This is a genomic window from Ramlibacter sp. GS1-15, assembly GCF_057785015.1.
In genome coordinates this window covers 1,611,645-1,636,650 of record NZ_JBYNTU010000001.1, presented here as the reverse complement: position 1 = coordinate 1,636,650, position 25,006 = coordinate 1,611,645, and the positions used below count along the sequence as shown (strand labels likewise).

Annotated in this window: 24 protein-coding genes; 1 reads left to right on the top strand and 23 read right to left on the bottom strand. The window is 66.9% G+C overall.

The window, feature by feature from the left end; translation table 11 throughout:
* Positions 1-23: 23 nt before the first annotated feature.
* From glmM to AC3EF3_RS08225, 4 genes are all read right to left on the bottom strand, one after another.
* The gene (glmM, locus tag AC3EF3_RS08240; RefSeq protein WP_488531668.1) at positions 24-1,358 is read right to left on the bottom strand and encodes a phosphoglucosamine mutase; all 1,335 of its coding nucleotides are present in this window, start codon (positions 1,356-1,358) and stop codon (positions 24-26) included.
* Entirely contained in the window at positions 1,355-2,185 is an 831-nt protein-coding gene (gene folP, locus AC3EF3_RS08235; RefSeq protein WP_488531667.1) for a dihydropteroate synthase, read from the bottom strand. Before folP ends, glmM begins: the two co-directional genes overlap by 4 nt.
* Positions 2,186-2,237: 52 nt before the next feature.
* Complete coding sequence (gene ftsH / locus AC3EF3_RS08230) at positions 2,238-4,148, bottom strand: ATP-dependent zinc metalloprotease FtsH (protein ID WP_488531666.1); 1,911 nt, start codon at positions 4,146-4,148, stop codon at positions 2,238-2,240.
* 89 nt (positions 4,149-4,237) lie between these two features.
* Complete coding sequence (locus AC3EF3_RS08225; RefSeq protein ID WP_488531665.1) at positions 4,238-4,930, bottom strand: RlmE family RNA methyltransferase; 693 nt, start codon at positions 4,928-4,930, stop codon at positions 4,238-4,240.
* A 27-nt stretch (positions 4,931-4,957) separates the two neighbouring features.
* Here AC3EF3_RS08225 and AC3EF3_RS08220 point away from each other — a divergent pair, with 27 nt between their 5' ends.
* Positions 4,958-5,428, top strand: a complete 471-nt coding sequence (locus AC3EF3_RS08220; protein ID WP_488531664.1) for a YhbY family RNA-binding protein — start codon at positions 4,958-4,960, stop codon at positions 5,426-5,428.
* Here the strand turns inward: AC3EF3_RS08220 and AC3EF3_RS08215 are convergent.
* The 19 genes from AC3EF3_RS08215 to pyrH form a co-directional block, all read right to left on the bottom strand.
* Positions 5,409-5,825: a DUF4149 domain-containing protein gene (locus tag AC3EF3_RS08215; RefSeq protein ID WP_488531663.1), complete on the bottom strand. Its 417-nt coding sequence runs from the start codon at positions 5,823-5,825 to the stop codon at positions 5,409-5,411. The genes AC3EF3_RS08220 and AC3EF3_RS08215 overlap by 20 nt on opposite strands.
* A complete protein-coding gene (gene greA, locus AC3EF3_RS08210; protein ID WP_488531662.1) occupies positions 5,822-6,298 on the bottom strand; it encodes a transcription elongation factor GreA in 477 nt (158 codons plus the stop codon). Before greA ends, AC3EF3_RS08215 begins: the two co-directional genes overlap by 4 nt.
* 70 nt (positions 6,299-6,368) lie before the next feature.
* Positions 6,369-7,238 carry a Kdo hydroxylase KdoO gene (gene kdoO, locus AC3EF3_RS08205; protein WP_488531661.1) on the bottom strand — a complete coding sequence of 290 codons (870 nt, stop codon included), beginning with the start codon at positions 7,236-7,238 and terminating at the stop codon, positions 6,369-6,371.
* A gap of 4 nt (positions 7,239-7,242) precedes the next feature.
* Positions 7,243-10,497 (bottom strand): carbamoyl-phosphate synthase large subunit, encoded by a 3,255-nt coding sequence (carB, locus tag AC3EF3_RS08200; RefSeq protein ID WP_488531660.1) that lies wholly within the window; start codon positions 10,495-10,497, stop codon positions 7,243-7,245.
* A 3-nt stretch (positions 10,498-10,500) separates the two neighbouring features.
* Positions 10,501-11,664: a glutamine-hydrolyzing carbamoyl-phosphate synthase small subunit gene (gene carA, locus AC3EF3_RS08195; RefSeq protein ID WP_488531659.1), complete on the bottom strand. Its 1,164-nt coding sequence runs from the start codon at positions 11,662-11,664 to the stop codon at positions 10,501-10,503.
* 140 nt (positions 11,665-11,804) lie between these two features.
* Positions 11,805-12,575 (bottom strand): TrmH family RNA methyltransferase, encoded by a 771-nt coding sequence (locus AC3EF3_RS08190; protein ID WP_488531658.1) that lies wholly within the window; start codon positions 12,573-12,575, stop codon positions 11,805-11,807.
* On the bottom strand, positions 12,572-13,237 hold the full coding sequence (gene rnhB, locus AC3EF3_RS08185) for a ribonuclease HII (RefSeq protein ID WP_488531657.1): 666 nt from the start codon (positions 13,235-13,237) through the stop codon (positions 12,572-12,574). The genes AC3EF3_RS08190 and rnhB overlap by 4 nt, the downstream gene beginning before the upstream one ends.
* Entirely contained in the window at positions 13,209-14,339 is a 1,131-nt protein-coding gene (gene lpxB, locus AC3EF3_RS08180; protein ID WP_488531656.1) for a lipid-A-disaccharide synthase, read from the bottom strand. Before lpxB ends, rnhB begins: the two co-directional genes overlap by 29 nt.
* Positions 14,340-14,353: 14 nt before the next feature.
* Positions 14,354-15,142 (bottom strand): acyl-ACP--UDP-N-acetylglucosamine O-acyltransferase, encoded by a 789-nt coding sequence (lpxA, locus tag AC3EF3_RS08175; RefSeq protein ID WP_488531655.1) that lies wholly within the window; start codon positions 15,140-15,142, stop codon positions 14,354-14,356.
* A gap of 58 nt (positions 15,143-15,200) precedes the next feature.
* A complete protein-coding gene (gene fabZ, locus AC3EF3_RS08170) occupies positions 15,201-15,644 on the bottom strand; it encodes a 3-hydroxyacyl-ACP dehydratase FabZ (RefSeq protein ID WP_488531654.1) in 444 nt (147 codons plus the stop codon).
* Positions 15,641-16,618, bottom strand: a complete 978-nt coding sequence (lpxD, locus tag AC3EF3_RS08165; RefSeq protein WP_488531653.1) for a UDP-3-O-(3-hydroxymyristoyl)glucosamine N-acyltransferase — start codon at positions 16,616-16,618, stop codon at positions 15,641-15,643. Before lpxD ends, fabZ begins: the two co-directional genes overlap by 4 nt.
* A gap of 7 nt (positions 16,619-16,625) precedes the next feature.
* Positions 16,626-17,147, bottom strand: coding sequence for an OmpH/Skp family outer membrane protein (locus AC3EF3_RS08160; protein ID WP_488531652.1), 522 nt, complete (start codon positions 17,145-17,147; stop codon positions 16,626-16,628).
* Positions 17,147-19,441, bottom strand: a complete 2,295-nt coding sequence (gene bamA / locus AC3EF3_RS08155; protein WP_488531651.1) for an outer membrane protein assembly factor BamA — start codon at positions 19,439-19,441, stop codon at positions 17,147-17,149. Before bamA ends, AC3EF3_RS08160 begins: the two co-directional genes overlap by 1 nt.
* A gap of 57 nt (positions 19,442-19,498) precedes the next feature.
* A complete protein-coding gene (gene rseP / locus AC3EF3_RS08150) occupies positions 19,499-20,863 on the bottom strand; it encodes an RIP metalloprotease RseP (protein ID WP_488533756.1) in 1,365 nt (454 codons plus the stop codon).
* Positions 20,860-22,071 carry a 1-deoxy-D-xylulose-5-phosphate reductoisomerase gene (gene ispC / locus AC3EF3_RS08145; protein ID WP_488531650.1) on the bottom strand — a complete coding sequence of 404 codons (1,212 nt, stop codon included), beginning with the start codon at positions 22,069-22,071 and terminating at the stop codon, positions 20,860-20,862. The genes rseP and ispC overlap by 4 nt, the downstream gene beginning before the upstream one ends.
* Positions 22,071-22,922, bottom strand: coding sequence for a phosphatidate cytidylyltransferase (locus AC3EF3_RS08140; RefSeq protein WP_488531649.1), 852 nt, complete (start codon positions 22,920-22,922; stop codon positions 22,071-22,073). Before AC3EF3_RS08140 ends, ispC begins: the two co-directional genes overlap by 1 nt.
* Positions 22,923-23,645, bottom strand: coding sequence for a polyprenyl diphosphate synthase (gene uppS, locus AC3EF3_RS08135; protein ID WP_488531648.1), 723 nt, complete (start codon positions 23,643-23,645; stop codon positions 22,923-22,925). It lies immediately after the preceding gene.
* A 17-nt stretch (positions 23,646-23,662) separates the two neighbouring features.
* Positions 23,663-24,226, bottom strand: coding sequence for a ribosome recycling factor (gene frr, locus AC3EF3_RS08130; protein ID WP_488531647.1), 564 nt, complete (start codon positions 24,224-24,226; stop codon positions 23,663-23,665).
* A gap of 18 nt (positions 24,227-24,244) precedes the next feature.
* Positions 24,245-24,967 carry a UMP kinase gene (gene pyrH / locus AC3EF3_RS08125; protein ID WP_488531646.1) on the bottom strand — a complete coding sequence of 241 codons (723 nt, stop codon included), beginning with the start codon at positions 24,965-24,967 and terminating at the stop codon, positions 24,245-24,247.
* Positions 24,968-25,006: the final 39 nt, after the last annotated feature.

The following is a 25,006-nucleotide window of genomic DNA, read 5'->3' as shown; positions in this document are numbered from 1 at the left end:
TGTCGCGCCCGCGCGACGCCTGCTCAGCCGGCCCGAACGGCGTCCGCGATGCGCTCCGCCGTCTTGCGCGCGACGCGGGCGTCGCGCGCCTCCACCATGACGCGCAGCAGCGGCTCCGTGCCGCTGGGACGGATGAGCACGCGTCCGTGGTCTCCGAGCTCCGCCTCGGCCTTGCGTGTTTCGGTGGCGAGGGCCTCGTTCTTCTTCCAGTCCTGGCCGGCTTGCAACTTCACGTTGATCAGCGTCTGCGGGAACAGCGCGATGCCTTCGAGCAGCTGGTCGAGCGACTTGCCGCTGCGTGCGATTGCCTTCAGCACCTGCAGCGCACTGATCAGGCCGTCGCCGGTGGTGTGCTTGTCGAGCGCCAGCAGGTGCCCCGAGCCCTCGCCGCCCAGCAGCCAGCCGCGCCGCTCCAGCTCCTCGAGCACGTAACGGTCGCCGACCTTGGCGCGCACGACTTCGATACCGCGGGCCTTGAGCGCCAGCTCGATCGCCATGTTCGTCATCAGCGTGCCGACGACACCCGGCACCTTTTCGCCGTGCTCGATGCGGTCGAGCGCCATCACGTAGAGCAGCTCGTCGCCGTTGTACAGGCGCCCGGCGGAGTCGACCAGCTGCAGGCGGTCGGCGTCGCCATCGAGCGCGATGCCGAAGTCCGCGCCCTGCTCCTTCACCGCCGCGACCACCGACTCGGGGTGCGTCGCGCCAACCCTGTCGTTGATGTTCAGGCCGTCGGGCGCGCAGCCGATCATCGACACCTCGGCCCCGAGCTCGTGGAAGACCTTGGGCGCGATGTGGTACGCGGCGCCGTGCGCGCCGTCGACCACGATGGTGAGGCCGCGCAGCGTGAGGTCGTTCGCGAACGTGCTCTTGCAGAACTCGATGTAGCGGCCCGCCGCATCGTCCAGGCGCCTTGCCTTGCCGAGGTTGGCGGAGTCGACCCAGGCGGGCGGCTCCTCGAGCGCGGCCTCGACGGCGGATTCCCATTCGTCGGGCAGCTTGGTGCCCTGCGCGCTGAAGAACTTGATCCCGTTGTCGGGGTAGGCGTTGTGGCTCGCGCTGATCACCACGCCCAGGCTCGCGCGCTGCGCCCGCGTGAGGTAGGCGACGCCGGGCGTGGGCAGAGGGCCGAGCAGCACGACGTCGACGCCGGCCGAATTGAAGCCGGATTCGAGCGCGCTCTCCAGCATGTAGCCGGAAATCCGCGTGTCCTTGCCGATCAGCACCGTGGGACGGTGTTCGCGCCGTTTGAGCACGCGGCCGACCGCATGCGCGAGGCGCAGCACGAAATCCGGTGTGATCGGCGGTTGGCCGACGGTTCCGCGGATGCCGTCCGTGCCGAAATAGCTCCTGCTCATTCCTGTGTCTCCATCGCATCCCGCACCTTCAGCGCGGCGATCGTTTCCTTGACGTCGTGCACGCGCACGACGTGGGCCCCACGCTCGACCGCCAGCAGCGCTGCCGCGACGCTCGGTACGAGGCGTTCATTGACAGCGAGGCCCGTGACATTGCCAAGCGATGACTTGCGCGACCAGCCGACCAGCAGCGGATACCCGCCGTCGAGCAGCTGGACTTGCCGCGCGAGCAATGCGAAATTCTGCTCCACGGTTTTGCCGAAACCTATGCCCGGGTCCCACGCCATGCGTTCCGCATCGACCCCGCGCGAACGCAGCAGCCCGCTTTGCCGCGCCAGGAACTCGCGCACCTGCGGCACCGCGTCGCCTTCCATCGGCGAGCGTTGCATCGTGCGCGGCTCGCCATGCATGTGCATGATGCACACGCCGCAGCTCGGGTGCGCGGCGATCGCGTCCATCGCACCTTCGCGCCGCAGGCCCCAGATGTCGTTGATGATGTCGGCGCCGGCGTCCAGCGCCTCGCGCATGATCTCCGGTTTGTAGGTATCGACCGAGACCGGCACGCCGAGCGTCACTGCGTCGCGCAGCACGGGCATGATGCGCGCCCGCTCCTCCTCCAGCGTCACCGGCGGTGTGCCGGGCCGGCTGGATTCGCCGCCGATGTCGAGGATGTGCGCGCCCTGCACGAGCAGCTCCTCGCAGTGGGCCAGCGCCTGCCGCGTGCTCGCGTAGCGGCCACCGTCCGAAAACGAATCCGGCGTGACGTTCACGATGCCCATCACTCTGGGCTGCGCGAGGTCGATGCGGAAACGCGTTGTCTGCCAATGCATGAGCGAATTGTGCCTCGGTGGCAAAACCAAAAAGGGGCCCGAAGGCCCCTTCTTACGCTGCGCTGGGTGCGGGGTTGTCCGCCCCCACCGCGCTGCCGCCCCCGGGCGAGCCGGGCGTGCGCGGCGTGAAGTCCTTCGGCGGGCGCGGCTCGCGGCCGGCCATGATGTCGTCCAGCTGCTCGCCGTCGATGGTTTCCCACTCGAGCAGCGCCTTGGCCATCGCGTGCATCTTGGCGCTGTTGTCCTCGATGAGCTTGCGCGCGAGCGCGTATTGCTCGTCGATGATGCGGCGCACTTCCAGATCGACCTTCTGCATGGTCGATTCGGAAATGTTGGTCGTCTTGGTGACGGAACGGCCGAGGAAGACCTCGCCCTCGTTCTCGGCGTACACCATCGGGCCGAGCGCGTCGCTCATGCCATAGCGCATCACCATGTCGCGGGCCAGGTGCGTCGCGCGCTCGAAGTCGTTCGAAGCGCCGGTCGTCATCTGATTCATGAAGACTTCTTCGGCGATGCGGCCACCGAACAGCATGGCGATCTGGTTGAGCATGTACTCGCGGTCGTAGCTGTAGCGGTCCTTTTCGGGCAGGCTCATCGTCACGCCCAGCGCGCGCCCGCGCGGGATGATCGTCACCTTGTGGACCGGGTCGCACTTGGGCAGGAGCTTGCCGATGAGCGCGTGGCCGGACTCATGGTAGGCCGTGTTGCGCCGCTCTTCCTCGGGCATGACCATGGACTTGCGCTCCGGGCCCATGATGATCTTGTCCTTGGCCTTCTCGAAGTCCTGCATCTCGACGACGCGCGCGTTGCGGCGGGCGGCCATCAGGGCAGCCTCGTTGCAGAGGTTCGCGAGATCGGCGCCCGACATGCCAGGCGTGCCGCGCGCGATGACGCTCGCCTGCACGTCCTGCCCGATCGGCACCTTGCGCATGTGCACGTTCAGGATCTGCTCGCGGCCGCGGATGTCGGGCAGCGTCACGTAGACCTGGCGGTCGAAACGGCCGGGGCGCAGCAGCGCCGCATCGAGGATGTCAGGCCGGTTGGTGGCCGCCACGACGATCACGCCGAGGTTCGTCTCGAAGCCGTCCATTTCGACGAGCATCTGGTTCAGCGTCTGCTCGCGCTCGTCGTTGCCGCCGCCCAGGCCGGCGCCACGCTGGCGGCCCACGGCGTCGATTTCGTCGATGAAGATGATGCAGGGCGCGTTCTTCTTCGCGTTCTCGAACATGTCGCGCACGCGGGCTGCACCCACGCCGACGAACATCTCGACGAAGTCCGAACCGGAGATCGAGAAGAACGGCACCTTCGCCTCGCCGGCGATGCCCTTGGCCAGCAGCGTCTTGCCGGTGCCGGGCGGGCCGACCAGCAGCAGGCCACGCGGGATGCGCCCACCGAGCTTCTGGAACTTCTGCGGGTCCTTCAGGAAATCGACGACTTCCTTCACCTCTTCTTTCGCTTCGTCACAGCCTGCGACGTCGGCGAAGGTGATGGTGTTGTTGTTCTCGTCGAGCATGCGGGCCTTGCTCTTGCCGAAGGAGAAGGCCCCGCCTTTGCCACCCCCTTGCATCTGCCTCATGAAGTAGATCCAGACGCCGATCAACAGGAGCATCGGCCCCCAGCTGACGAGCAACGTCATGAGCAATGACCCCTCCTCGCGCGGCTTGACGTCGAACTTGACGTTGTTGTTGATCAAGTCGCCGACGAGGCCCTTGTCGAGGTAGGTGGCGGTGGTGCGCACCTTGCGGTCGTCGGTGGTGACGGCCACGATCTCGGTGCTGCCGGCCTGGCCTTCCTGGATGACGGCCTGCTTGATCTGCTTGTTGCGGACCTGTTCGAGGAAGTCGGAGTACCCGACCACGGATGCGCCGGCTGCGCCGCGCGTGTCGAATTGCTTGAAGACGGTGAAGAGCACGAGCGCGATCACCAGCCATACGGCAATTTTCGAAAACCACTGATTGTTCAACTCGTGTCTCCGGGAACGGGGTAATGCCTGCTACAGGCCTACTTGACACCCATTCTAGGGCTTTCAAGTGGGCGACTGATGCATTTTCGCTACGGCTGCGATTGGACGCCGTAAGAGGCTGAAAAAGGCTGCTTCAGCCCGATGCCCACGAGGAAAGTCTCCGAGGACTTGTCGCGGGACGCCTTGGGTTTGAGAGGCTTCACGACCCTGAAAGTTTCCTTGAACAGCTTGACAAGCTGGCTGTAGCCGCTGCCATGGAACAATTTCGCGACCAGCGCGCCTTCAGGCTTGAGGTGCGACTGGGCGAATTCCACGGCCAGCTCGACCAGGTGCGCGATGCGGGCGGCATCGGCCGACTCGATTCCCGAGAGATTGGGGGCCATGTCCGAGATCACCACGTCCACCGGCCGGCCGGCGAGCGCCTCGTGCAACTGCTGCAGCACCTCGGGCTCGCGGAAGTCGCCGAGCAGGAATTTCACGCCTTCGATCGGCTCCATCGGCAGGATGTCGAGGCCGATGATGGTGCCGCGCAATTCGCCCGTCGCCGCGCCTTCTGGCGCGAACTTGCGGCGTACGTACTGGCTCCAGGCGCCGGGGGTGGAGCCCAGGTCGACGATCACCTGCCCCGGCTTGATCAGGCTCAGGCTTTCGTCGATTTCCTTCAGCTTGTAGGCGGCGCGGGCGCGATAGCCCTCCTTCTGCGCGAGCTTCACGTACGGGTCGTTCACATGGTCGTTCAACCATGCCTTGTTGACCTTCTTGCTCTTGGTCTTGATCTTCATGAATGTGCGTCAAACGATAATACCGGCATGCCCCGCATCGAACTCTCCATCCAGGACCGCAAGGCCCATCGCGCCGAAGCGCACCACCTCGACCCCGTGGTCCTCGTGGGCAGCGAGGGCCTGACCGCGGCCGTCAAGAAGGAAGTCGACGCGGCGCTCTCCGCGCACGGCCTCATCAAGGTCCGCGTCTTCGGCGACGACCGCCTGCAGCGCGAACAGGTCTTCGACACCCTGGCCGACGACCTCGGCGCCGCGCAGATCCAGCACATCGGCAAGCTCCTGGTCCTGTGGCGGCCCAAGCCGAAGAAGGAACGCGCGCTGGACGAGGAGCGCAAGCCCGGCCCGCGCGAATACAAGGTGCTCGAGTACGACAAGCGCGGCGGCCAGCGGCCCCAGGTCAAGACCCTGCGCGTGCTGGGGAACCAGCGCCTCACCTCCGGCGGCAAAGTGAAGAAGGCCAAGCCGAAGCAGCGGTCGGTCAAGAAGACCGCGCGCTGACCTTCCAGAGCACCACCAGCGCGCACGCCCACTGCAGGGCGTAGAACACCGTCCCGGCCGAATGCCAGAACGCCAGGTCCTGGCGCGCGGTGATGCGCGGCGCCACGGCGAACTCCAGCAGGATCGCGAGCAGCATCCCCGCGAGCACGAAGGCCAGCGCGCCACCGCCCCAGTCCATGCGCGCCGGCTCGGTGCTCCGCGCGGCGATGAGCACCAGCAGGCCGCAGGCGATGGACATCCAGGCCTGCGCGGTGAACAGCTTCGCGGCCATCTGGCCCGCCGTCGCCGGCGTGGCGAGATGGGCGAAGAGCAGCGGCACGGCCACGAAGCCGATCGCCGTGAGGCTGCCCCACCACAACGCTGCGGCGAGGACCGGGACGCGGGCCTTCCAGCTCAAAGGTAGTGGACGGCGACGATCTCGTAGCGCTTGATGCCGCCCGGCGCCTGCACTTCGGCCGTGTCGCCCTCCTCCTTGCCGATCAGCGCACGCGCGATCGGGCTGGAGACGTTGATCAGGCCCTGCTTCAGGTCGGCTTCGTCCTCGCCGACGATCTGGTATTTCACCTGTTCGCCGGAGTCTTCCTCCTCGAGCTGGACGGTCGCGCCGAAGACGACCTTGCCGTTGGCATCCACGCTGGACGGGTCGATGATCTGCGCCGCCGCCAGCTTGCCTTCGAGCTCGCGGATGCGGCCTTCGATGAAGCCCTGGCGGTCCTTGGCGGCGTCGTACTCCGCGTTCTCCGACAGGTCGCCCTGCGCGCGCGCTTCGGAGATCGCGTTGATCACGCCGGGGCGGTCCACCGTCTTCAGGCGGTGGAGCTCGGCTTTCAGCAGGTCGGCGCCGCGCTTGGTGATGGGGATGGTGGCCATGGGGTATTCGGGAATTCTCAAAAGAAACGCCGGAGCTCGTCCGGCGCACGTCTTGGGGTTGCGGCGCCCGCTAGGTCAGCGGGTGCCCGACCAGCCGGCCGAGGATGGCCAGCGGGCTTGCATCCGGATTGTATTGCTTTGCCGCCGGTAAGTGGAACGTTTGCTCCATCATGTACTGCCCGGTCATGGCGGCGTGCACGGTCTGGTCGGAAAAGCAGACCCAGGCCGAACCCGGCGGGAACGGCATGGTGACCTGCGGCGAATTGCGCTGGTAATCCTCGTCCGCCTTCATGCGGTCGTGGATCTGCAGCATCAGGTGGTCGTACTCGCTGCGCAGCGACTTGGTGATGTGCAGTCCGTTCAGCACCTTCGCCTGCCAGCGCGAATACGGCCTGGCCTGCGGCAGGTACCGCCGAGCCACGTCCTCGAACGGCTCACCCACGCGCCAGACGCGCGGCTCGCCTTTCGGATTCACGTTGGCGAACACCCGCAGGATGCGCTCGCCGTAGTTCGGCCGTGAGGGGAAAGCATCGACGTGCAGGCGCCGGTCGTCCGCCCGCACGGACTGTTTGCGGTTCGACACGGACCTCGGCCGCAAGCTTGCCGGGGCCGCCCGCAGGTGCGGCGCGTAAGCCGGGAACAGCTGGTGGACGAGCTCGGTCGCCTGGGCGGCGAAGCGCGAGACCAGCTCCGTCACCTCGGCCTGCACCTTCCCGTCACCCGCCGCGCCCTTGAGCCCGCGCTGGGCGTCCCAGCTGATGTTGCGCACGCCCTCGGCCAGCAGCTCGGGCTTGAGCAGCCCACGTTCAGCGGCCGACAGCTCGAACGCGAGCTTCGGGAAGTACAGGACCTTGCCGTCCTCCACGGCCGCGATCCATCCCGGATCGCTGCCGCAGTCGCGCCAGTCGGTTACGCCGAGTTCGACGATGCGGTCCCGCATGCCTTCAAGCCAGCTGCGCGTGCAGCTCCTGCACCGAGTACACGTCCAGGTTGTCCATGTACTTCATGCCTTCGACGGCGGCTTCCGCCCCGGCGATGGTCGTGAAGGTCGTCACGCGGGCCAGCAGCGCGGAGGTGCGGATCGCGCGCGAGTCGGCGATCGCGTTGCGGCGCTCTTCCACGGTGTTGATCACGAGGCAGATCTCGTTGTTCTTGATCATGTCGACGACGTGCGGCCGGCCTTCGGCGACCTTGTTCACCGGCTGGCAGGCGATTCCTGCCGCGCTGATCGCAGCGGCCGTGCCCTTGGTGGCGACGATCTCAAAGCCTTGGCCCGCGAGCTGGCGCGCGACTTCCACGGCCCGCGGCTTGTCGCTGTTCTTCACCGTGAGGAAGACCTTCTTCACGGCATCGCTCGGGCGCGGCAGCTTGGTGCCCGCGCCGAGCTGGCTCTTCACGAACGCCTCCCCGAAGGACTTGCCGACCCCCATCACTTCGCCGGTCGATTTCATCTCCGGGCCGAGGATGGTGTCCACGCCCGGGAACTTGACGAACGGGAACACCGCTTCCTTGACGCTGAAATACGGCGGCGTGACTTCGGCCGCGATGCCTTGCTGCTCGAGCGTCTGGCCGACCATGCAGCGGGCCGCCACTTTCGCCAGCTGGATGCCCGTCGCCTTGCTCACGAACGGCACGGTGCGCGAGGCGCGCGGATTGACTTCCAGCACGTAGATCACGTCCTGGCCACCGTCGTCCTGCTGGATCGCGAACTGCACGTTCATCAGCCCGACCACATTCAGCGCCTTGGCCATCGCGGCGGTCTGCTTCTTCAGCTCGTCGACGGTTTCCTTCGACAGCGAATAGGGCGGCAGCGAACAGGCCGAGTCGCCCGAGTGCACGCCGGCCTGCTCGATGTGCTCCATCACGCCGCCGATGAAGGTGACCTGGCCATCCGACAGGCAGTCCACGTCGCACTCGATCGCGTCGTTCAGGAAGCGGTCGAGCAGCACGGGCGAATCGTTGGAGACCTTGACGGCCTCGCGCATGTAGCGCTCGAGGTCGCGCTGCTCGTGCACGATTTCCATCGCGCGGCCACCCAGCACGTAGCTCGGACGCACGACCAGCGGATAGCCCAGGGCCGCCGCCTTCTCCAGCGCTTCTTCCTCGGTGCGCGCCGTCGCGTTCGGCGGCTGCTTCAGCTGCAGCTCGTGCAGCAGCTTCTGGAAGCGCTCGCGGTCCTCGGCGGCATCGATCATGTCGGGCGAGGTGCCGATGATCGGCACGCCTTCGGCCTCGAGGCCGAGTGCGAGCTTCAGCGGCGTCTGGCCGCCGTACTGCACGATCACCCCCAGCGGCTTTTCCTTGTCCACGATCTCGAGCACGTCCTCGAGCGTCAGCGGCTCGAAGTACAGGCGGTCGCTCGTGTCGTAGTCGGTCGACACGGTCTCGGGGTTGCAGTTGACCATGATGGTCTCGTAGCCGTCCTCGCGCATGGCCAGCGCTGCGTGCACGCAGCAGTAGTCGAACTCGATGCCCTGGCCGATGCGGTTCGGCCCGCCGCCCAGCACCATGATCTTCTTGCGCGTGGTCGGGTCGGCCTCGCACTCGTCCTCGTAGGTCGAGTACATGTAGGCGGTGTTGGTGGCGAACTCCGCCGCGCAGGTGTCCACGCGTTTGTAGACCGGTCGCACGTCGAGCTTCTTGCGCAGTTCGCGCACGGCCTTGTCGGTGGTCTTGAGCAGCTTGGCCAGGCGCCGGTCCGAGAAACCCTTGCGCTTGAGTAAGCGCAGCGTGGGCTCGCCGATGGAGGCCAAGGCCTTGTCGCCCTTCTCTGCGGCGAGCTTGTCCAGCTCGAGCTCGATTTTCACGATCTCCTCGATCTGCACGAGGAACCAGCGGTCGATCTTCGTCAGCTCGTACACCTCGTCGACCGACATGCCTTGCGCGAACGCGTCGCCCACGTACCAGATGCGCTCGGGACCGGGCTCGCCCAGCTCCTTCTCGAGCACCTCGCGGTCCTGCGTCTTCTCGTTCATGCCGTCGACGCCGACCTCCAGCCCGCGCAGCGCCTTCTGGAACGATTCCTGGAAGGTGCGGCCGATCGCCATCACCTCACCCACGGACTTCATCTGGGTGGTCAGGCGCGAATCGGCCTGCGGAAACTTCTCGAACGCGAAGCGCGGCACCTTCGTCACGACGTAATCGATCGTCGGCTCGAACGATGCGGGCGTCGCGCCGCCGGTGATCTCGTTGCGCAGCTCGTCGAGCGTGTAGCCCACGGCCAGCTTGGCGGCGACCTTCGCAATCGGGAAGCCCGTAGCCTTCGACGCGAGCGCCGAGGAACGCGACACGCGCGGGTTCATCTCGATCACGATCATGCGCCCGTCCTGCGGGTTGATCGCGAACTGCACGTTCGATCCGCCGGTGTCCACGCCGATCTCGCGCAGCACCGCGATCGACGCGTCGCGCATGATCTGGTATTCCTTGTCCGTGAGCGTCTGCGCCGGCGCGACGGTGATCGAGTCGCCCGTGTGCACGCCCATCGGGTCGAGGTTCTCGATCGAGCAGATGATGATGCAGTTGTCCGCCTTGTCGCGCACAACTTCCATCTCGAACTCCTTCCAGCCGAGCAGCGACTCCTCGATCAGCAGCTCGCTCGTCGGCGATGCCTCGAGTCCGCGCTTGCAGATCGTCTCGAATTCCTCGGGGTTATAGGCGATGCCGCCGCCCGTGCCGCCCAGCGTGAAGCTCGGGCGGATCACTGCGGGGAAACCGACCTGCTTCTGCACGGCCCAGGCTTCGTCCAGCGTGTGCGCGATGCCGGAGCGGGCCGAACCCAGCCCGATCTTCGTCATCGCTTCCTTGAATTTCTGGCGATCTTCGGCCTTGTCGATCGCGGCGGGCGATGCGCCGATCAATTCGACCTTGTACTTCTCGAGCACGCCGTGATGCCACAGGTCGAGCGCGCAGTTGAGCGCCGTCTGGCCGCCCATGGTCGGCAGGATCGCGTCGGGCTTTTCCTTGGCGATGATCTTCTCGACCGTCTGCCAGGTGATCGGCTCGATGTAGGTGACGTCGGCCGTGGCCGGGTCCGTCATGATCGTCGCGGGATTGCTGTTGATCAGGATGACCTTGTAGCCCTCCTCGCGCAGCGCCTTGCAGGCCTGCACGCCGGAGTAGTCGAACTCGCAGGCCTGGCCGATGATGATCGGGCCGGCGCCGATGATGAGGACGCTCTGGATGTCGGTGCGCTTCGCCATGTCTTACTTTTTCTCCATCAGGTCGACGAAACGATCGAACAGGTAGCCGATGTCGTGCGGGCCGGGCGATGCTTCCGGATGGCCCTGGAAGCAGAACGCGGGCTTGTCGGTGCGCGCGAGCCCCTGCAGCGTGCCGTCGAAGAGCGACACGTGCGTGGCGCGCAGGTTGGCAGGCAGCGTCTTCTCGTCCACTGCGAAGCCGTGGTTCTGGCTGGTGATCGAGACGCGGCCGGAGTCGAGATCCTTCACCGGGTGGTTCGCGCCGTGATGGCCGAACTTCATCTTGAAGGTCTTCGCGCCCGAAGCGAGCGCCATGATCTGGTGGCCCAGGCAGATGCCGAAGGTGGGATAGCCGGCTTCGATCAGCTCGCGCGTGGATTCGATCGCATAGTCGCAAGGCTCGGGGTCGCCCGGACCGTTCGAGAGGAACACGCCGTCGGGATCGAGCTTCTTCACCTCGGAGGCGGGCGTTTGCGCCGGCACGACGGTGACGTGGCAGCCGCGCTCGGTCAGCATGCGCAGGATGTTCTTCTTCACGCCGTAGTCGAAGGCCACGACGTGGCACTTGCCCGTGGGCTTCTCGCCGTAGCCGGAACCCAGGTGCCATTCGGCCTGGGTCCAGTCATACGGCTTCTTCACGGAAACGACTTTCGCGAGGTCCAGCCCGCTCATGTCCGGCGCGGCCCTGGCCGCGGCGATCGCCTCGTCGATGGCCGCCGGCGTCACCTGCTCGCCCGCCGCCAGGCCGACGATGCAGCCGTTCTGCGCGCCCTTGGTGCGCAACAGACGCGTGAGCTTGCGCGTGTCGATGTTCGCGATGGCGACGGTGTTCTGCTTGCGCAGGTAGTCCGACAGCGTCTGTTGCGTGCGGAAGTTCGACGCGACCAGCGGCAGGTCGCGGATGATCAGGCCCGCGGCATGGACCTTCTCGGCTTCGACGTCCTCCTCGTTGACCCCGTAGTTGCCGATGTGCGGATACGTCAGCGTGACGATCTGCTGGCAGTAGCTGGGGTCGGTGAGGATTTCCTGGTAACCGGTGATGGCCGTGTTGAACACGACTTCGCCGGTCGTGGAGCCGGTGGCTCCGATCGAGATGCCTTGAAAGACCGTGCCGTCTGCAAGAGCCAAGATGGCGGCAGGGTGGGCTCCCTGTTGAGACAAAAGCACTGGGTTCTCCGATGTTCGGGTACGCCCAACCGCACTCAGGACGCCTGTGGTCTTGGTGCTTGTTTTGTCAGGGAGGAGCTCGAATGCGCTAGGCGTACGGGGGGTTTGCGGGAAAGCCCCTGATTATAGTCCGAAGGACCTTATCCCTTGCCCGTGATCGCGCTTGCGTGCAGGCAGATCGCGGCGGCGGCGGCGACGTTCAGCGACTCCTCGCCGCCCGGCTGCGCGATACGCACCGAAAACGCAGCGCGTTGCGCCAGCCGGGGGGCCAGCCCCTGCCCCTCATGCCCCAGCATCCAGGCGCAAGGCCAGGGCAGCCGCGCCTCGTGCAGGAACTCACCCCCGTGCGAGCTGGTCGCGACGAGCGGCACCTCGAGCGCCTCCACCTGCGCCTCGTCCGCCGACTCCACCAGCGACAGCGCGAAGTGCGCGCCCATGCCGGCGCGCAGCACCTTGGGGCTCCACAGCGCGGCCGTGCCCTTGAGGGCGATCACCTGCGTGAAGCCGAAGGCAGCGGCGCTGCGCAGGACGGAGCCCACATTGCCGGCATCCTGCAGGCGATCGAGGATGACGGTCGGAGCGCTCGCGGCGACTTCCTGCGCGGCAGGAGCGTCCATCACGAAGCCAACGTGTGCGGGCGATTCGAGCGAACTCAGCGACGCGAACAAGGCATCGGACAGGATCACCTCGCGCGGTGCGTGGCCGAACCAGCGCTGCTCGTGGGACAGCGATTCAGAAATGACCAGCACCTGCGGCCTGAGGCCCCGCTTGAGCGCGGCGTCGCACAGGTGGTCGCCTTCGAGCCAGACGCGGCCCAGCTTGCGGTAGGCGCTGCCGTCCTGCGAGAGCCGGCGCAGCTCCTTGAGCAGCGGGTTGGCCGCGGAGGTGACGAGCTGGGGACCGGAGGTCACTCGGACTCGGTCTCGCGCAGCTCGATCACCTCGCCTTCCGGCGTGGTGAAGGTCGCGGCGACCGGGCTGAAGCCCCGGCGGTGGTACTTGCAGGCGCCGTGCATCCGCAGCGCCTCCAGGTGCTCGGGCGTGCTGTAGCCCTTGTGCGCGGCGAAGCCGTACTGCGGGAACTCGTCGTGCAGTTGCACGAGGATGCGATCGCGATGCACCTTGGCGATGATCGATGCCGCCGAGATCGACTTGATCTTGGCATCGCCGTCCACGATGGCCTCGCAATACACCTCCAGCCGCGGCAGGCGGTTGCCGTCCACCAGCACGCGCGCGGGCTTCAGGCGCAGGCCTTCGACGGCGCGTTTCATCGCGAGCATGGTCGCGTGGAAGATGTTGAGCTCGTCGATCTCCTCGACCGATGCCTCGCCGACCGAGCAGCACAGCGCCTTGTCGCGGATCTGGTCGTAGAGCTTCTCGCGTGCCATCGGCGTGAGCACCTTGGAATCCGCCAGGCCCCGGATGCGCTTGGCATCGTCGAGGATCACGGCAGCAGCGACGACCGGGCCGGCGAGGGGCCCCCGGCCGGCTTCGTCGACGCCTGCAGTCAGCCCGACCGGCTCCCAGCCCGCGAGCCGGGCCTGTTCACCTTTGGAGAGTCTTTTCGATCGCATCGGTCGCAAGTTGGGCGGAATCCCTGAGCAGGAGCTCGTGCAACGCGACGAATTTCTCCCGGACGGCCGTCATTCTGTCAGGAGCTTCCAGCCAATCCAAGAGCGCGCGAGCAAGCGAGTCGGGATTCGCCTCGCGCTGGATCAACTCGGGTACGACGAATTCACCGCTCAGGATGTTGGGCAGCCCGATCCACGGCTGCAGCTTCATCGGCTTCATCATGAAGTAGGAGATCCAGTTCACGCGGTAGGCGATCACCATCGGCAGCTTGAAGAGCGCCGCCTCCAGCGTGGCGGTGCCGCTCGCGATCAGCGTGAGGTCGCACGCAGCCAGCGCCGTGTGCGACTGCCCGCTGAGGACGTGAACGTCCTTGTGCAGCCCTGCACGCCGCGCCGCCTCCTCGACCTTCGCCTTCAGCACGGGCATGGAGGGAACGACGACATGCAGCCCGGGCCGTGCGCGTTGCACGATGGCGGCAGCGGCGAGAAAAATCTCCGCGTGGTATTCGATTTCGGAGGCGCGGCTGCCGGGCAGCACCGCGAGCACCTGCGCGCCCTCGGGAATCCCCAGCCGCGCCCGCGCCGCCGCCTTGTCCGGCTCCATCGGGATGACATTGGCGAGCGGGTGGCCGACATAGGTCGCAGCGATCCCTTCACGCGCGAGGATCTCCGGCTCGAACGGGAACAGGCACAGCACGTGGTCGGCCGCGCGCTTGATCTTGTGCACGCGGTCCGCGCGCCATGCCCAGATCGACGGGCAGACGTAGTGGACGGTCTTGATGCCGCGGGCCTTCAGCGACTCCTCGAGCCCGAGGTTGAAATCGGGGGCGTCGACGCCGATGAAGCAGTCGGGCGGATTCGCGAGCAGCTTCTCGCGCAGCTCGTCGCGGATGCGGACGATACCGCGGTAATGCCGCAGCACCTCGACATAACCGCGCACGGCCAGCTTCTCGTAGGGCCACCACGGCTGGAACCCATGCTGCGCCATCTGCGGGCCGCCGATACCGTCGGTCGCGAGATCGGGCCAGCGCTGCTTGAGGCCGCCGAGGAGCTGGCCGCCCAGCAGGTCGCCGGAGGCTTCGCCGGCCACCAGGGAGAAGCGCACGCAGCGACCCCCGTTCAGCGCGCGATGCCGCGCTCGGCCTTCGCGAGGAAGCCGCTCATGAGCGCGACGTCGTCGGCGGCTGCGGGCACCTGCTGCGCCAGCGCGTCGATGGCCGCGCGCGCATCGGCCAAGGTCCGGCCTTCGCGGTAGAGCAGCTTGTGCATCTGGCGGATCCCGTCGATACGCTGGCTGCTGAAGCCCCGGCGCTTCAGGCCGATGACGTTCACGCCGACGACCTTCAGCGGGTTGCCGTCGACGAGCAGGAACGGCGGCACATCCTGCGAAATGGCACTTTGGAATCCGAGCATCGCGTGCGCGCCGATCTTCACGAACTGGTGGATGCCGGTGAGGCCGCCGACCGTGACCCAGTCGCCGATCTCGACGTGGCCGCCCAGCGTGGCGTTGTTGGCCATCGTCACGTTGCTGCCCACCACGCAGTCGTGCGCGATGTGCGAGTAGGCCATGATCCAGTTGTCGTTGCCGATTCGCGTCACGGCCTTGTCCTGCACGGTGCCGATGTGCAGCGTGACGAACTCGCGGATCGTGTTGCGGTCCCCGATCACCAGCTCGGTAGGCTCCCCCTTGTACTTCTTGTCCTGGTTGGCCGCGCCGATGGAGCCGAACTGGAAGAAGCGGTTGTCACGGCCGATGGTGGTGTGGCCTTCGACCACGCAATGCGGACCGATCACGGTGCCCGCGCCGATCTTCACGTGCGCGCCGATCACCGTGTACGGCCCGACGGTGACGGACGAGTCGAGCTGCGCGCCCTCCTCGACGATCGCGGTGGGATGGATTTTCGTCATTCGGAGGCCTCCGCGCAGCGCGCTGCGGCGCTATGAGGCTTGGGAGCGGCCCGGCGCCTCATGCCACCTTGCGCATGGTGCACATGAGGTGCGCCTCGCACGCGAGCTCCTCGCCGACGCGCGCTTCGGCGTGGAACTTGTAGATGCCGGCCTTCGCCCGGTCGGTGAAGACGTCCATCACCAGCTGGTCGCCCGGCTCCACCGGCCGCTTGAAGCGCGCGCCGTCGATGCCCGCGAAATAGAACACATGGTCGTCGTCGAGCTTCTCGATGCCGACGGTGGCGAATGCGAGCAGTGCGGCGCTCTGCGCCATGGCCTCGATCATCAGCACGCCCGGCATCACCGGCCGGTTCGGGAAATGCCCGGTGAAGAACGGCTCATTCATCGTGACGTTCTTCAGCGTGCGGATCGTCTTGCCCGCCTCCAGCGAGAGCACGCGGTCCACCAGCAGGAATGGGTATCGGTGGGGCAGTTTCTTCAGGATCGCGTGGATGTCCATCATGGTTTTTCGCTTTTTTTCTCGAGGGCCCGCACGCGATCGCGCAGCTGGGACAGCTGCCTCACGGCCGCGGCGTTCTTCAGCCAGGCCGCATTGTCGTCGATGGGGAACGCGCCGGCGTAGTGGCCCGGCTTGTGGATGGACCCGGAGACGAGCGTGAAGCCTGCGACCGTGACATGGTCGGCGATCGTGAGGTGCCCGGCGATGCCGACGCCGCCGCCGATCATGCAGTGCGCGCCTATCTTCGCGCTGCCCGACACGCCGACGCAGCCCGCGATGACGGTGTGCCTGCCGACGTGCACGTTGTGCGCGATCTGCACCAGGTTGTCGATCTTCACGCCGTCCTCGATCACCGTGTCGGCCAGCGCGCCGCGGTCCACGCAGCTGTTGGCGCCGATCTCCACGTCGTCGCCGATGCGCACGGCGCCGAGCTGCTCGATCTTGACCCACTCGCCCTGGTGCTGCGCGAAGCCGAAGCCGTCGGCGCCGATCACCACGCCCGGCTGCAGGATGCAACGCGCGCCGATCGCGCAGTCCTCGGCGACGGTGACGCGCGACTTGAGCACCGTGTCCGCGCCTATGCGCACGCCGCGCTCGACCACGCACAGCGGGCCGATGCGGGCCGTCGGATCGATCACGGCTTCCGGATGGACGACCGCCGTCGGGTGGATGCCGGCCGGCTCCTCGCCACTCTGGTTCCTCTTCCACCACTGCGTGACGCGGGCGAAATAGAGGTAGGGGTCGGGTGTGACGATGCAGTCGCCGCGGGCACGCGCCGCGTCGCGCATCGCGGGCGAAACGATCACGCAGCCCGCTTTCGAGGCGGCCAGCTGCGGCTGGTACTTGGGGTTGGAGAGGAAACTGAGCGAGCTGGGCGTCGCGGCTTCGAGCGGCGCGAGGTTGGCGATGGGCCGCTCGCGGTCGCCGTGCAGTTCGCCGCCGAGCGCGTCGACGATCAGGCCGAGGGCATGCGCCACATTGCGCCTACTTCGTGGTTGACGCGTTGAGGGCCTTGATCACCTTGTCGGTGATGTCCAGCTTGGGGTTGATGTAGACCGCCTCCTGCAGGATCACGTCGAAGTGCTCCTGCTCGGCGACCTGCTTGACCACGCGGTTGGCGCGATCGAGGACCTGCTGCAGTTCCTCGTTCTTGCGCGCGTTCAGGTCTTCCTGGAATTCGCGGCGCTTGCGCTGGAAATCGCGGTCCATGTCGATCAGCGACTTCTGGCGCTGGGCGCGCTGGCTCTCGGGCAGCGTCGGTGCCTCGCGCTCGAACTTCTCGGACGAACTCTTCAGCGAGTTCCCCATGTCGTTGAGTTCCTTCTCGCGCTTGGAGAATTCCTGCTCCAGCTTGGCCTGCGCGGCCTTGGCCGTGTTGGCTTCGCGGAAGATGCGGTCGGTGTTCACGAACCCGATGCGGAAGTCCTCCGCCTGCACCGTCGCGTGGGCGAACACCGCGGCGGCGGCGACAACGAGGGGCAGGCAGTGGCGGGCGAGGGACTTCATTAGAACGAGGATCCGATCTGGAATTGCAGGGTTTGGATTCTATCGCCGGCAAATTTGCGCAGCGGCTTGGCCAGGGCGATGCGCAGCGGGCCCACGGGCGACAGCCAGGAAATGCCCACACCGACGGAGGTGCGTAAGTTCGAGAAGGACATCTTCTCCTGCTCGGCCCAGACGTTGCCGGCGTCGGCGAAGCCGAACAAGCGCAGGGAACGATCGTTGCCGGCCCCCGGAAGCGGCGCGCTGAGCTCGAGGTTCAAGGTCAGCTTCTTTGCGCCGCCGATGACCGAACCCGTCACGTCCCTCGGACCGAGAGTGCCCTGCTCGAAGCCACGCACCGAGCCGAGACCACCGCCGTAGAAGTTCTTGAACACCGGGAAGGGCTGGTTACCCAGTCCCTTGCCGTAACCCACCTCGCCATTGAAGCCCAGGGTGAACTTCTTGGTGAGCGGGAAGAACTGCTGGAACTGGTAGTCACCCCGGAAGTAGTGCGCGTCGCCGATCAGGCCGAGCTCGCCCGCCGCGCGCTGGTAGCGACCCGCGGTGGGCGCAATCACGCTGTCGCGGCTATCGCGCCCCCAGCCCACGGTGAGCGGCAGGGAGGTCGAGGTGTCGCCGAACCGTTCCGTGTACGCCAGGTACGCCGCCGGGATGTTGGTTCCCGGGACGATCCTCACGCGTTCGGCGTTCGCGCCGAAGTACACGGTATCGACTTCACTGAACGGCACGCCGAAGCGCAGGCCGCCGCCGCTGGTATCGATCCGGTAGTTGCCGCCCTGGTCTGCGTAGGGCTTGGATGCCCGGTGGTAGAGGTCGATCGTGCGGGAAACGCCGTCCTGCGTGAAGTACGGGTCTACCGATGTGAACGCGATGGTGCGGTTGTACTTGCTGGTGTTGACGTCCACGCCCAGGTAGTTACCACTGCCAAACGCGTTCTCCTGCTTGATCGAGAACGATAGCGAGAGCTTCTCAGCTTGCGAGAAGCCGGCGCCCAGCTGCAGGCTGCCGGTGGGCCTTTCCTCCACCTTGATGTTGAGGTCGACCTGGTCGGCAGCGCCCGGGACGTCGGTCGTGTCGACGTCCACACTCTTGAAGAAGCCCAGGCGGTCCACGCGGTCGCGCGATCGCTTGATCTTGTCGCCGTCGTACCAGGACGACTCGAACTGGCGGAACTCCCGGCGGATCACTTCGTCGCGCGTGCGGTTGTTGCCCACCACGTTGACGCGGCGCACGTAGGCGCGGCGCTGCGGATCGGCGACGAGGACGAAGGACACGCGGCTGTTCTCGCGATCGATCACTGGGTGCGCGTCGACATTCGCGAAGGCAAAACCGAAGTTGCCGAAGTAGTCGGTGAAGGCCTTGATCGTCGCCGCCACGTCATTGGCGTTGTACGGCTCGCCGGGCTTGATCTGGACCAGCGACTTGAACTCCTCGTCCTTGCCGAGGTAGTTGCCCTCCAGCTTGACGCTCGACACCGCATAGCGCTGGCCTTCGGTGATGTTGATGGTGATGCTGATGCCCTGCTTGTCGGGCGAGATGGCGACCTGGGTGGAGTCGACCTTGAACTCGAGGAAGCCGCGCGACAGGTAGTAGTTCTTGAGCGCCTCGATGTCGGCGGTGAGCTTGGTGCGCGAATAGCGGTCCGACTTCGTGTACCACGACAGCCAGTTGCCCGTGTCCAGGTCGAACTGGTCCCTGAGCGTGCCTTCGCTGAACGCGTGGTTGCCCACGATCCGGATTTCGCGCACCCGCGCCGGTGCGCCTTCGGTCACGGTGAAGGTGAGGTTCACGCGGTTGCGCTCCACCGGCGTCAGCGTCGTCACGACCTCCGCGCCATAGAGGCTGCGGTCGATGTACTGGCGCTTCAGTTCCTGCTCGGCGCGATCGGCCAGGCTCTGGTCGAAGGGGCGTCCTTCGGTCAGGCCCACCTCGCGCAGTGCCTTGCGCAAGGCTTCTTTATCGAATTCCTTGATGCCGGCGAAATCGATCTCGGCGACCGTCGGGCGCTCCTCGACGACCACGACCACCACGTCGTTCTGCACCTCGATGCGCACGTCCTTGAACAGGCCCAGGCCGAACAGGGCGCGGATCGCCGCGGTGCCCTTCTCGTCGTTGTACTGCTCGCCGATGCGGAACGGCAGCGATGCGAAGATCGTGCCGGGCTCGACACGCTGCAGGCCCTCGACCCGGATGTCCTTCACCGTGAACGGATCGACGGCCCAGGCGTTCGCGGCGAAAGCCATGGCCGCGATGGCCGAAACGGTACGCACGCGAAAGCGCTTGATGTGTTTCTTCATGAATCAGGGTTGGGCCCGCGTCGCTCCGGGGCGACGCATTTCTCGGCACTTCAAGGTTTATCCAAACAGGCGCGTGACGTCGTTGAACAGCGCGATCGACATCATGAGCAACAGCACCGCGACCCCGCCACGTTGCAGACGCTCCATCCAGGCTTCGGAGATGCTCCGGCCCGTGACGGCCTCCCAAAGATAATACATCAGGTGCCCTCCATCCAGCACCGGGAGAGGCAGCAGGTTCAGCACCCCGAGGCTCACGCTGATCAAGGCGAGGAACACGAGGTATTGGGTCAGGCCCAGGCTCGCGGACTTGCCCGCGTAATCGGCGATGGTGAGCGGGCCCGAGAGGTTCTTGATCGACGCTTGGCCGATGACCATGCGCCCCATCATGCGCAGCGTCAGCAGCGAGACCTCCCATGTGCGCAACGCGCCCTTCTCGAGACCTTCGAGCGGTCCGTAGCGCACGGTGGTGAATTGCGGCGGCGCGCCGACGTAGGCGCCGATGCGGCCCACGGTCCTGTCGCCCTCCTGCACCGCTTCGGGTTGCGCTTCGAGTTCGATGACGGCGCCGTCACGCCGCACGCGCCAGGTTTCGCGCAGCCCCTGGCCGCCTTTGACGCCGGTGCGGATGCGCTCGCGCAGCTGCTGGCCGTCGACGATGGCGGTGGACCCGATGGCGATCACGACATCGCCCTTGTGCAGTCCCGCGCGCTGCGCGGCGCTCTTGTCGATCACCTCGCCCACGACCGGCGGTGTCCACGGGCCCAGGATGCCGATGCGGCGGAACAACTGGGCGTCGGCCTCGCGCGTGGAAAGCTGGGACAGGCGCAGCACCGGCTGGCGCGAGCCGCCCGCCACCTGCAGGCGCACGTCGCGGCCGTCGAGCGCGCCGCGCGTGACGAGCCAGCGCAGGTCTTCGAACGAGCGCAGGGGCTGCAGCTCTTCGCCGTCGAAGCCGCCCGCCTCGACGACTTCACCGCCGGCCAGCCCCGCGCTTTCGGCGATCGAGCCGGCCACCGGGCTGGCCAGGATGGCCTTCGGCTCCTCCACCCCGTACCAGTTGACGCACGAATAGAGAAGAACGGCGAGCAGCAGGTTGGCCACCGGCCCGGCCACGACGACCAGCGCGCGTGACCGCAGCGGCTGCGTGTTGAACGTGAGGTGCCGCTCCTCGGGCCTCACCTCCCCTTCGCGCTCGTCGAGCATCTTCACGTAGCCGCCCAGCGGAAACGCGCCGATGACGAACTCGGTGTCCTGGTTCGGCCGTTGCCGCTTCGGGCGCCAGCGGAAGATGGTGTGGCCGAAGCCGATCGAGAAGCGCAGCACCTTGACGCCGCAGGCCACGGCCACGCGGTAGTGGCCGTATTCGTGAACCGCGATCAGCACGCCCAGTGCGACGACGAAGGCGACGATGGTGAGCATCAGGTGGCGATCCGTTCGATCTCGGCGCCGGCCGCGGCGCGCGCGCGCGCGTCCAGGGCCAGCAAGTCATCCAGTGATTCCGGGTTGGATGCCGCCACCGCGGACAAAGTTGCAAGGTTCACGCGATGGATCTGGTCGAAGCGGATGCCGCGCTCCAGGAAGGCGGCCACGGCCACCTCGTTGGCGGCGTTCAGCACAGCCGTGGTGCCGGCCGGCGCGCGCAGCGCCTCCCACGCGAGCGCCAGGCCCGGGAAGCGCTCCGGGTGGCCGCGGCTGTCCATCGCCTCGAACGTCATGTCGGCCAAGGCATGGAAATCGAGTGCCTGCGCGCCGGACACGACACGGTCGGGCCACGCGAGGCCGTAGGCGATCGGCACGCGCATGTCGGGCGTACCCAGCTGCGCCACCACTGACTTGTCGTGGTACTGCACCATCGAATGGATGACGCTTTGCGGATGGATCACCACCTCCAGCCGCCCGGGCGCGAGGCCGAACAGGTAGCGGGCCTCGATCACCTCCAGCGCCTTGTTCATCATCGTCGCGGAGTCGACCGAGATCTTGCGGCCCATCACCCAGTTCGGGTGCGCGCAGGCCTCTTCCGGCGTCACGTCCCGCAGCGACTTCGGGTCGCGCGTGCGGAACGGCCCGCCCGATGCAGTGAGGATGATCTTCTCGACGCGCGAGTCCCAGGTCGACGCGTCCTCGGGCAGCGACTGGAAGATCGCCGAGTGCTCGCTGTCGATCGGCAGCAGCTTGGCGCCGCCCTGGCGCACGGCGGCGAGGAACAGCTCGCCGCCCACGACCAGCGCCTCCTTGTTCGCCAGCAGCAGGCGCTTGCCGGCGCGCGCGGCGGCCAGGCATGACGCGAGCCCCGCCGCGCCGACGATCGCCGCCATCACGCTGTCGACCGACTCGTGCGAGGCAACCTCCTCGAGCGCCTTCGTGCCCCACAGCACGTGGGTGGCGAGCCCGCTGCCCTCGAGCCGGCGCGCCAGCTCGCGCCCCGCCGCCTCGCCGGCCATGACGGCGAAAGCCGGCTGGAACTCCGCACATTGCTGCAGCATGAGGTCCACCTGGGTGGACGCCGTCAATGCGAAGACGTCGAAGCGATCGGGATGCCGGCGGATCACGTCCAGCGTGTTGGCCCCGATCGAGCCGGTCGAGCCGAGGACCGCAACGCGTTGCCGGGTCGGCGGCCGGGCGGCGCTCATCACGACACCATCCCCGCGATGAACATGGCCAGCGGCAGCGTGGGCAGCAGCGCGTCGACCCGGTCGAGCACGCCGCCGTGGCCGGGCAGCAGGTTGCTGGAATCCTTCATGCCGGCACTGCGCTTGACGAGCGACTCGGTCAGGTCACCCACGATGCTCATGGCCGTGAGGAAGACCGCGGCGATCGGCAACAGCCACCAGCCCGCGCCGGCCAGGCGCGAGTAGAGGCTGGCGACGTCCGCGCCCTGGAAGCGGTCGGCCACCACCCAGGCAACACCGAGGACCAGCACGCCCAGCATGCCGCCCCAGGCGCCCTCCCAGCTCTTGCCGGGACTGATGGTGGGCGCCAGTTTGCTCCTGGTGAACTTGAGGCCGAAGGTGCGGCCCGCCGCATAGGCCGCGACGTCGGCGACCCACACCAGCACCAGGATCGAGAGCAGGAAGTTGATGCCGATCGCGCGGGCCTGCGCCACGGCCAGCCACGCCACCCACAGCGCGAGCACGCCCACGGCGAGCCGGATCCAGCGCGGGACATGCGGCCAGCCCGCCACGCCGACGCGCAGCAGGAAGGCACCGCCCAGCACCCACAAGGCGCCCGCTATCGCCCAGATCACGCCGAGCGGCTGGTCGATCAGGCCCGCGTACCAGGATCCGGCGCACAGCACGAGGCAGGCGGCCGCGATCACGAGGGACAGCCCGAAGCCCAGGCCATTCAGCCGGCCCCATTCCCAGCCCGCCGCCGCGATGAGCACCAGCACTACGCCGGTGAACGGAACGGGCGACGGCCAGAACAATGCGGGCAGCAGGATGGCCAGCAGCACGACGGCCGTGATGACGCGCTGCTTCAGCATTTACGCCGCCTTCTGTGCCGGTGGCGCAACCTGCTCCGAAGTCTTGCCGAAGCGGCGTTCGCGCGCCGCGTAATCGGCGAAGGCAGCGTCGAGGGCAGCCTCGTCGAAGTCGGGCCAGAGCTTGTCGCTGAAATACAGCTCCGAATACGCCGCCTGCCACAGCAGGAAGTTGGAGATGCGCTGCTCGCCCCCGGTGCGGATGATCAGGTCCGGGTCGGGCACGTGCGCGAGCGCCATGGCGGCATGCATGCTTTCCTGCGTGATCGGCTCGCCACGGGTCGCCAGCTTGGCCGCGGCCTGCGCGATGTCCCAGCGGCCACCGTAATTGAAGCAGATGTTGAAGGTCAGGCGCGTGTTGCCCGCCGTCGCCGCTTCGGCGTGATCGAGCCCCTGGCGCACCTTCTCGGACAGCGCGGCGCGGTCGCCGATGAAATGCACCCGCACGCCCTCGGCCTTCAGCTGCGGGATCTCGCGCGACAACGCCATGGCCAGCAATTCCATCAGGCCGTTCACCTCGTCGGCCGGCCTCTTCCAGTTCTCGGAGGAAAACGCGAAGACGGTGAGCACCTTCACGCCGCGCTCACCGCAATGGCGCACGCACGCGCGCAGGGCGTCCATGCCCTTCTTGTGGCCCGCGACGCGCGGCAGGAACCGGCGGGTCGCCCAGCGGCCGTTGCCGTCCATGACGATCGCGACGTGATGCGGGATGCGCTGATGCGTCATGTCGGGCGACCGCGGCCTCAGACCGCCATGATCTCCTGCTCCTTGGCGTGCATGAGCGTGTCGATGTCGGCGATGTGCTTGTCGGTGGTCTTCTGGATGTCGCCTTCGGCGCGTTTCTGGTCGTCCTCGGAGACGTGCTTGTCCTTCACGAGCTTCTTGATGTGCTCGTTGGCGTCGCGGCGCAGGTTGCGGATCGCGATCTTGGCCTGCTCGCCCTCGTGGCGCACGATCTTGGTCATCTCCTTGCGGCGCTCCTCGCTCATCGGCGGCATCGGCACGCGGATGAGGTCGCCCATGGAAGCCGGATTGACACCCAGGTCGCTGTCGCGGATGGCCTTCTCGATCTTGGCGGCCATGCCCTTTTCCCAGGGCTGCACGCTGATCGTGCGGGCGTCCAGCAGGGAGACGTTCGCGACCTGGCTGATCGGCAGCGTCGAGCCGTAGTACTCGACGTGCACGGTGTCGAGGATGCCGGGGTTGGCGCGGCCCGTGCGGATCTTCGTGAGGTTGGTCTTGAAGGCGGCGATGGTCTGGTCCATCTTGCCTTCGGCGTGCTTCTTGATTTCGGGGATGGTGTTCATGCAGCTCTCCTCTTTTTCTCAGGCGTAGACCAGCGTGCCTTCGTCCTCGCCCATCACCACGCGGCGCAGCGCCCCGTGCTTCACGATGGAGAAGACCTTGATCGGCAGTTTCTGGTCGCGGCACAGCGCGAACGCGGTGGCATCCATGATCCCGAGATTCTGCGCCATGGCGTCGTCGAAGGAGATCTTCGAGTAGCGCGTGGCAGAGCTGTCCTTGTTCGGGTCCGCCGAGTACACGCCGTCCACCTTGGTGGCCTTGAGCACGAGCTCGGCGCCGATCTCGGCACCGCGCAATGCGGCGGCGGTGTCGGTGGTGAAGAACGGGTTGCCGGTGCCGGCCGCGAAGACGACGACCTTGCCTTCCTCGAGGTACTGCAGCGCCTTCGGGCGCACGTAAGGCTCGACCACCTGTTCGATCCCGATGGCGGACATCACGCGCGCCGTCAGGCCCGCCTTGTTCATGGCGTCGGCCAGCGCGAGGGAATTCATCACCGTCGCCAGCATGCCCATGTAGTCGGCCGTCGCGCGGTCCATGCCCACCGCGCCGCCCGCGACGCCGCGGAAGATGTTGCCGCCGCCGATGACGATGGCGACCTCGACACCCATCTTCACGACTTCGGCCACCTCGTCCACCATGCGGACGATGGTGGAGCGGTTGATGCCGAAGGGGTCATCCCCCATGAGGGCCTCGCCGGACAGCTTCAACAAGATTCGCTTGTGGGCCGGCTTGGCGTCGGTCATGGAAGGAGGCTCCTTTCGAATACGGGGTCGAGTGTAATG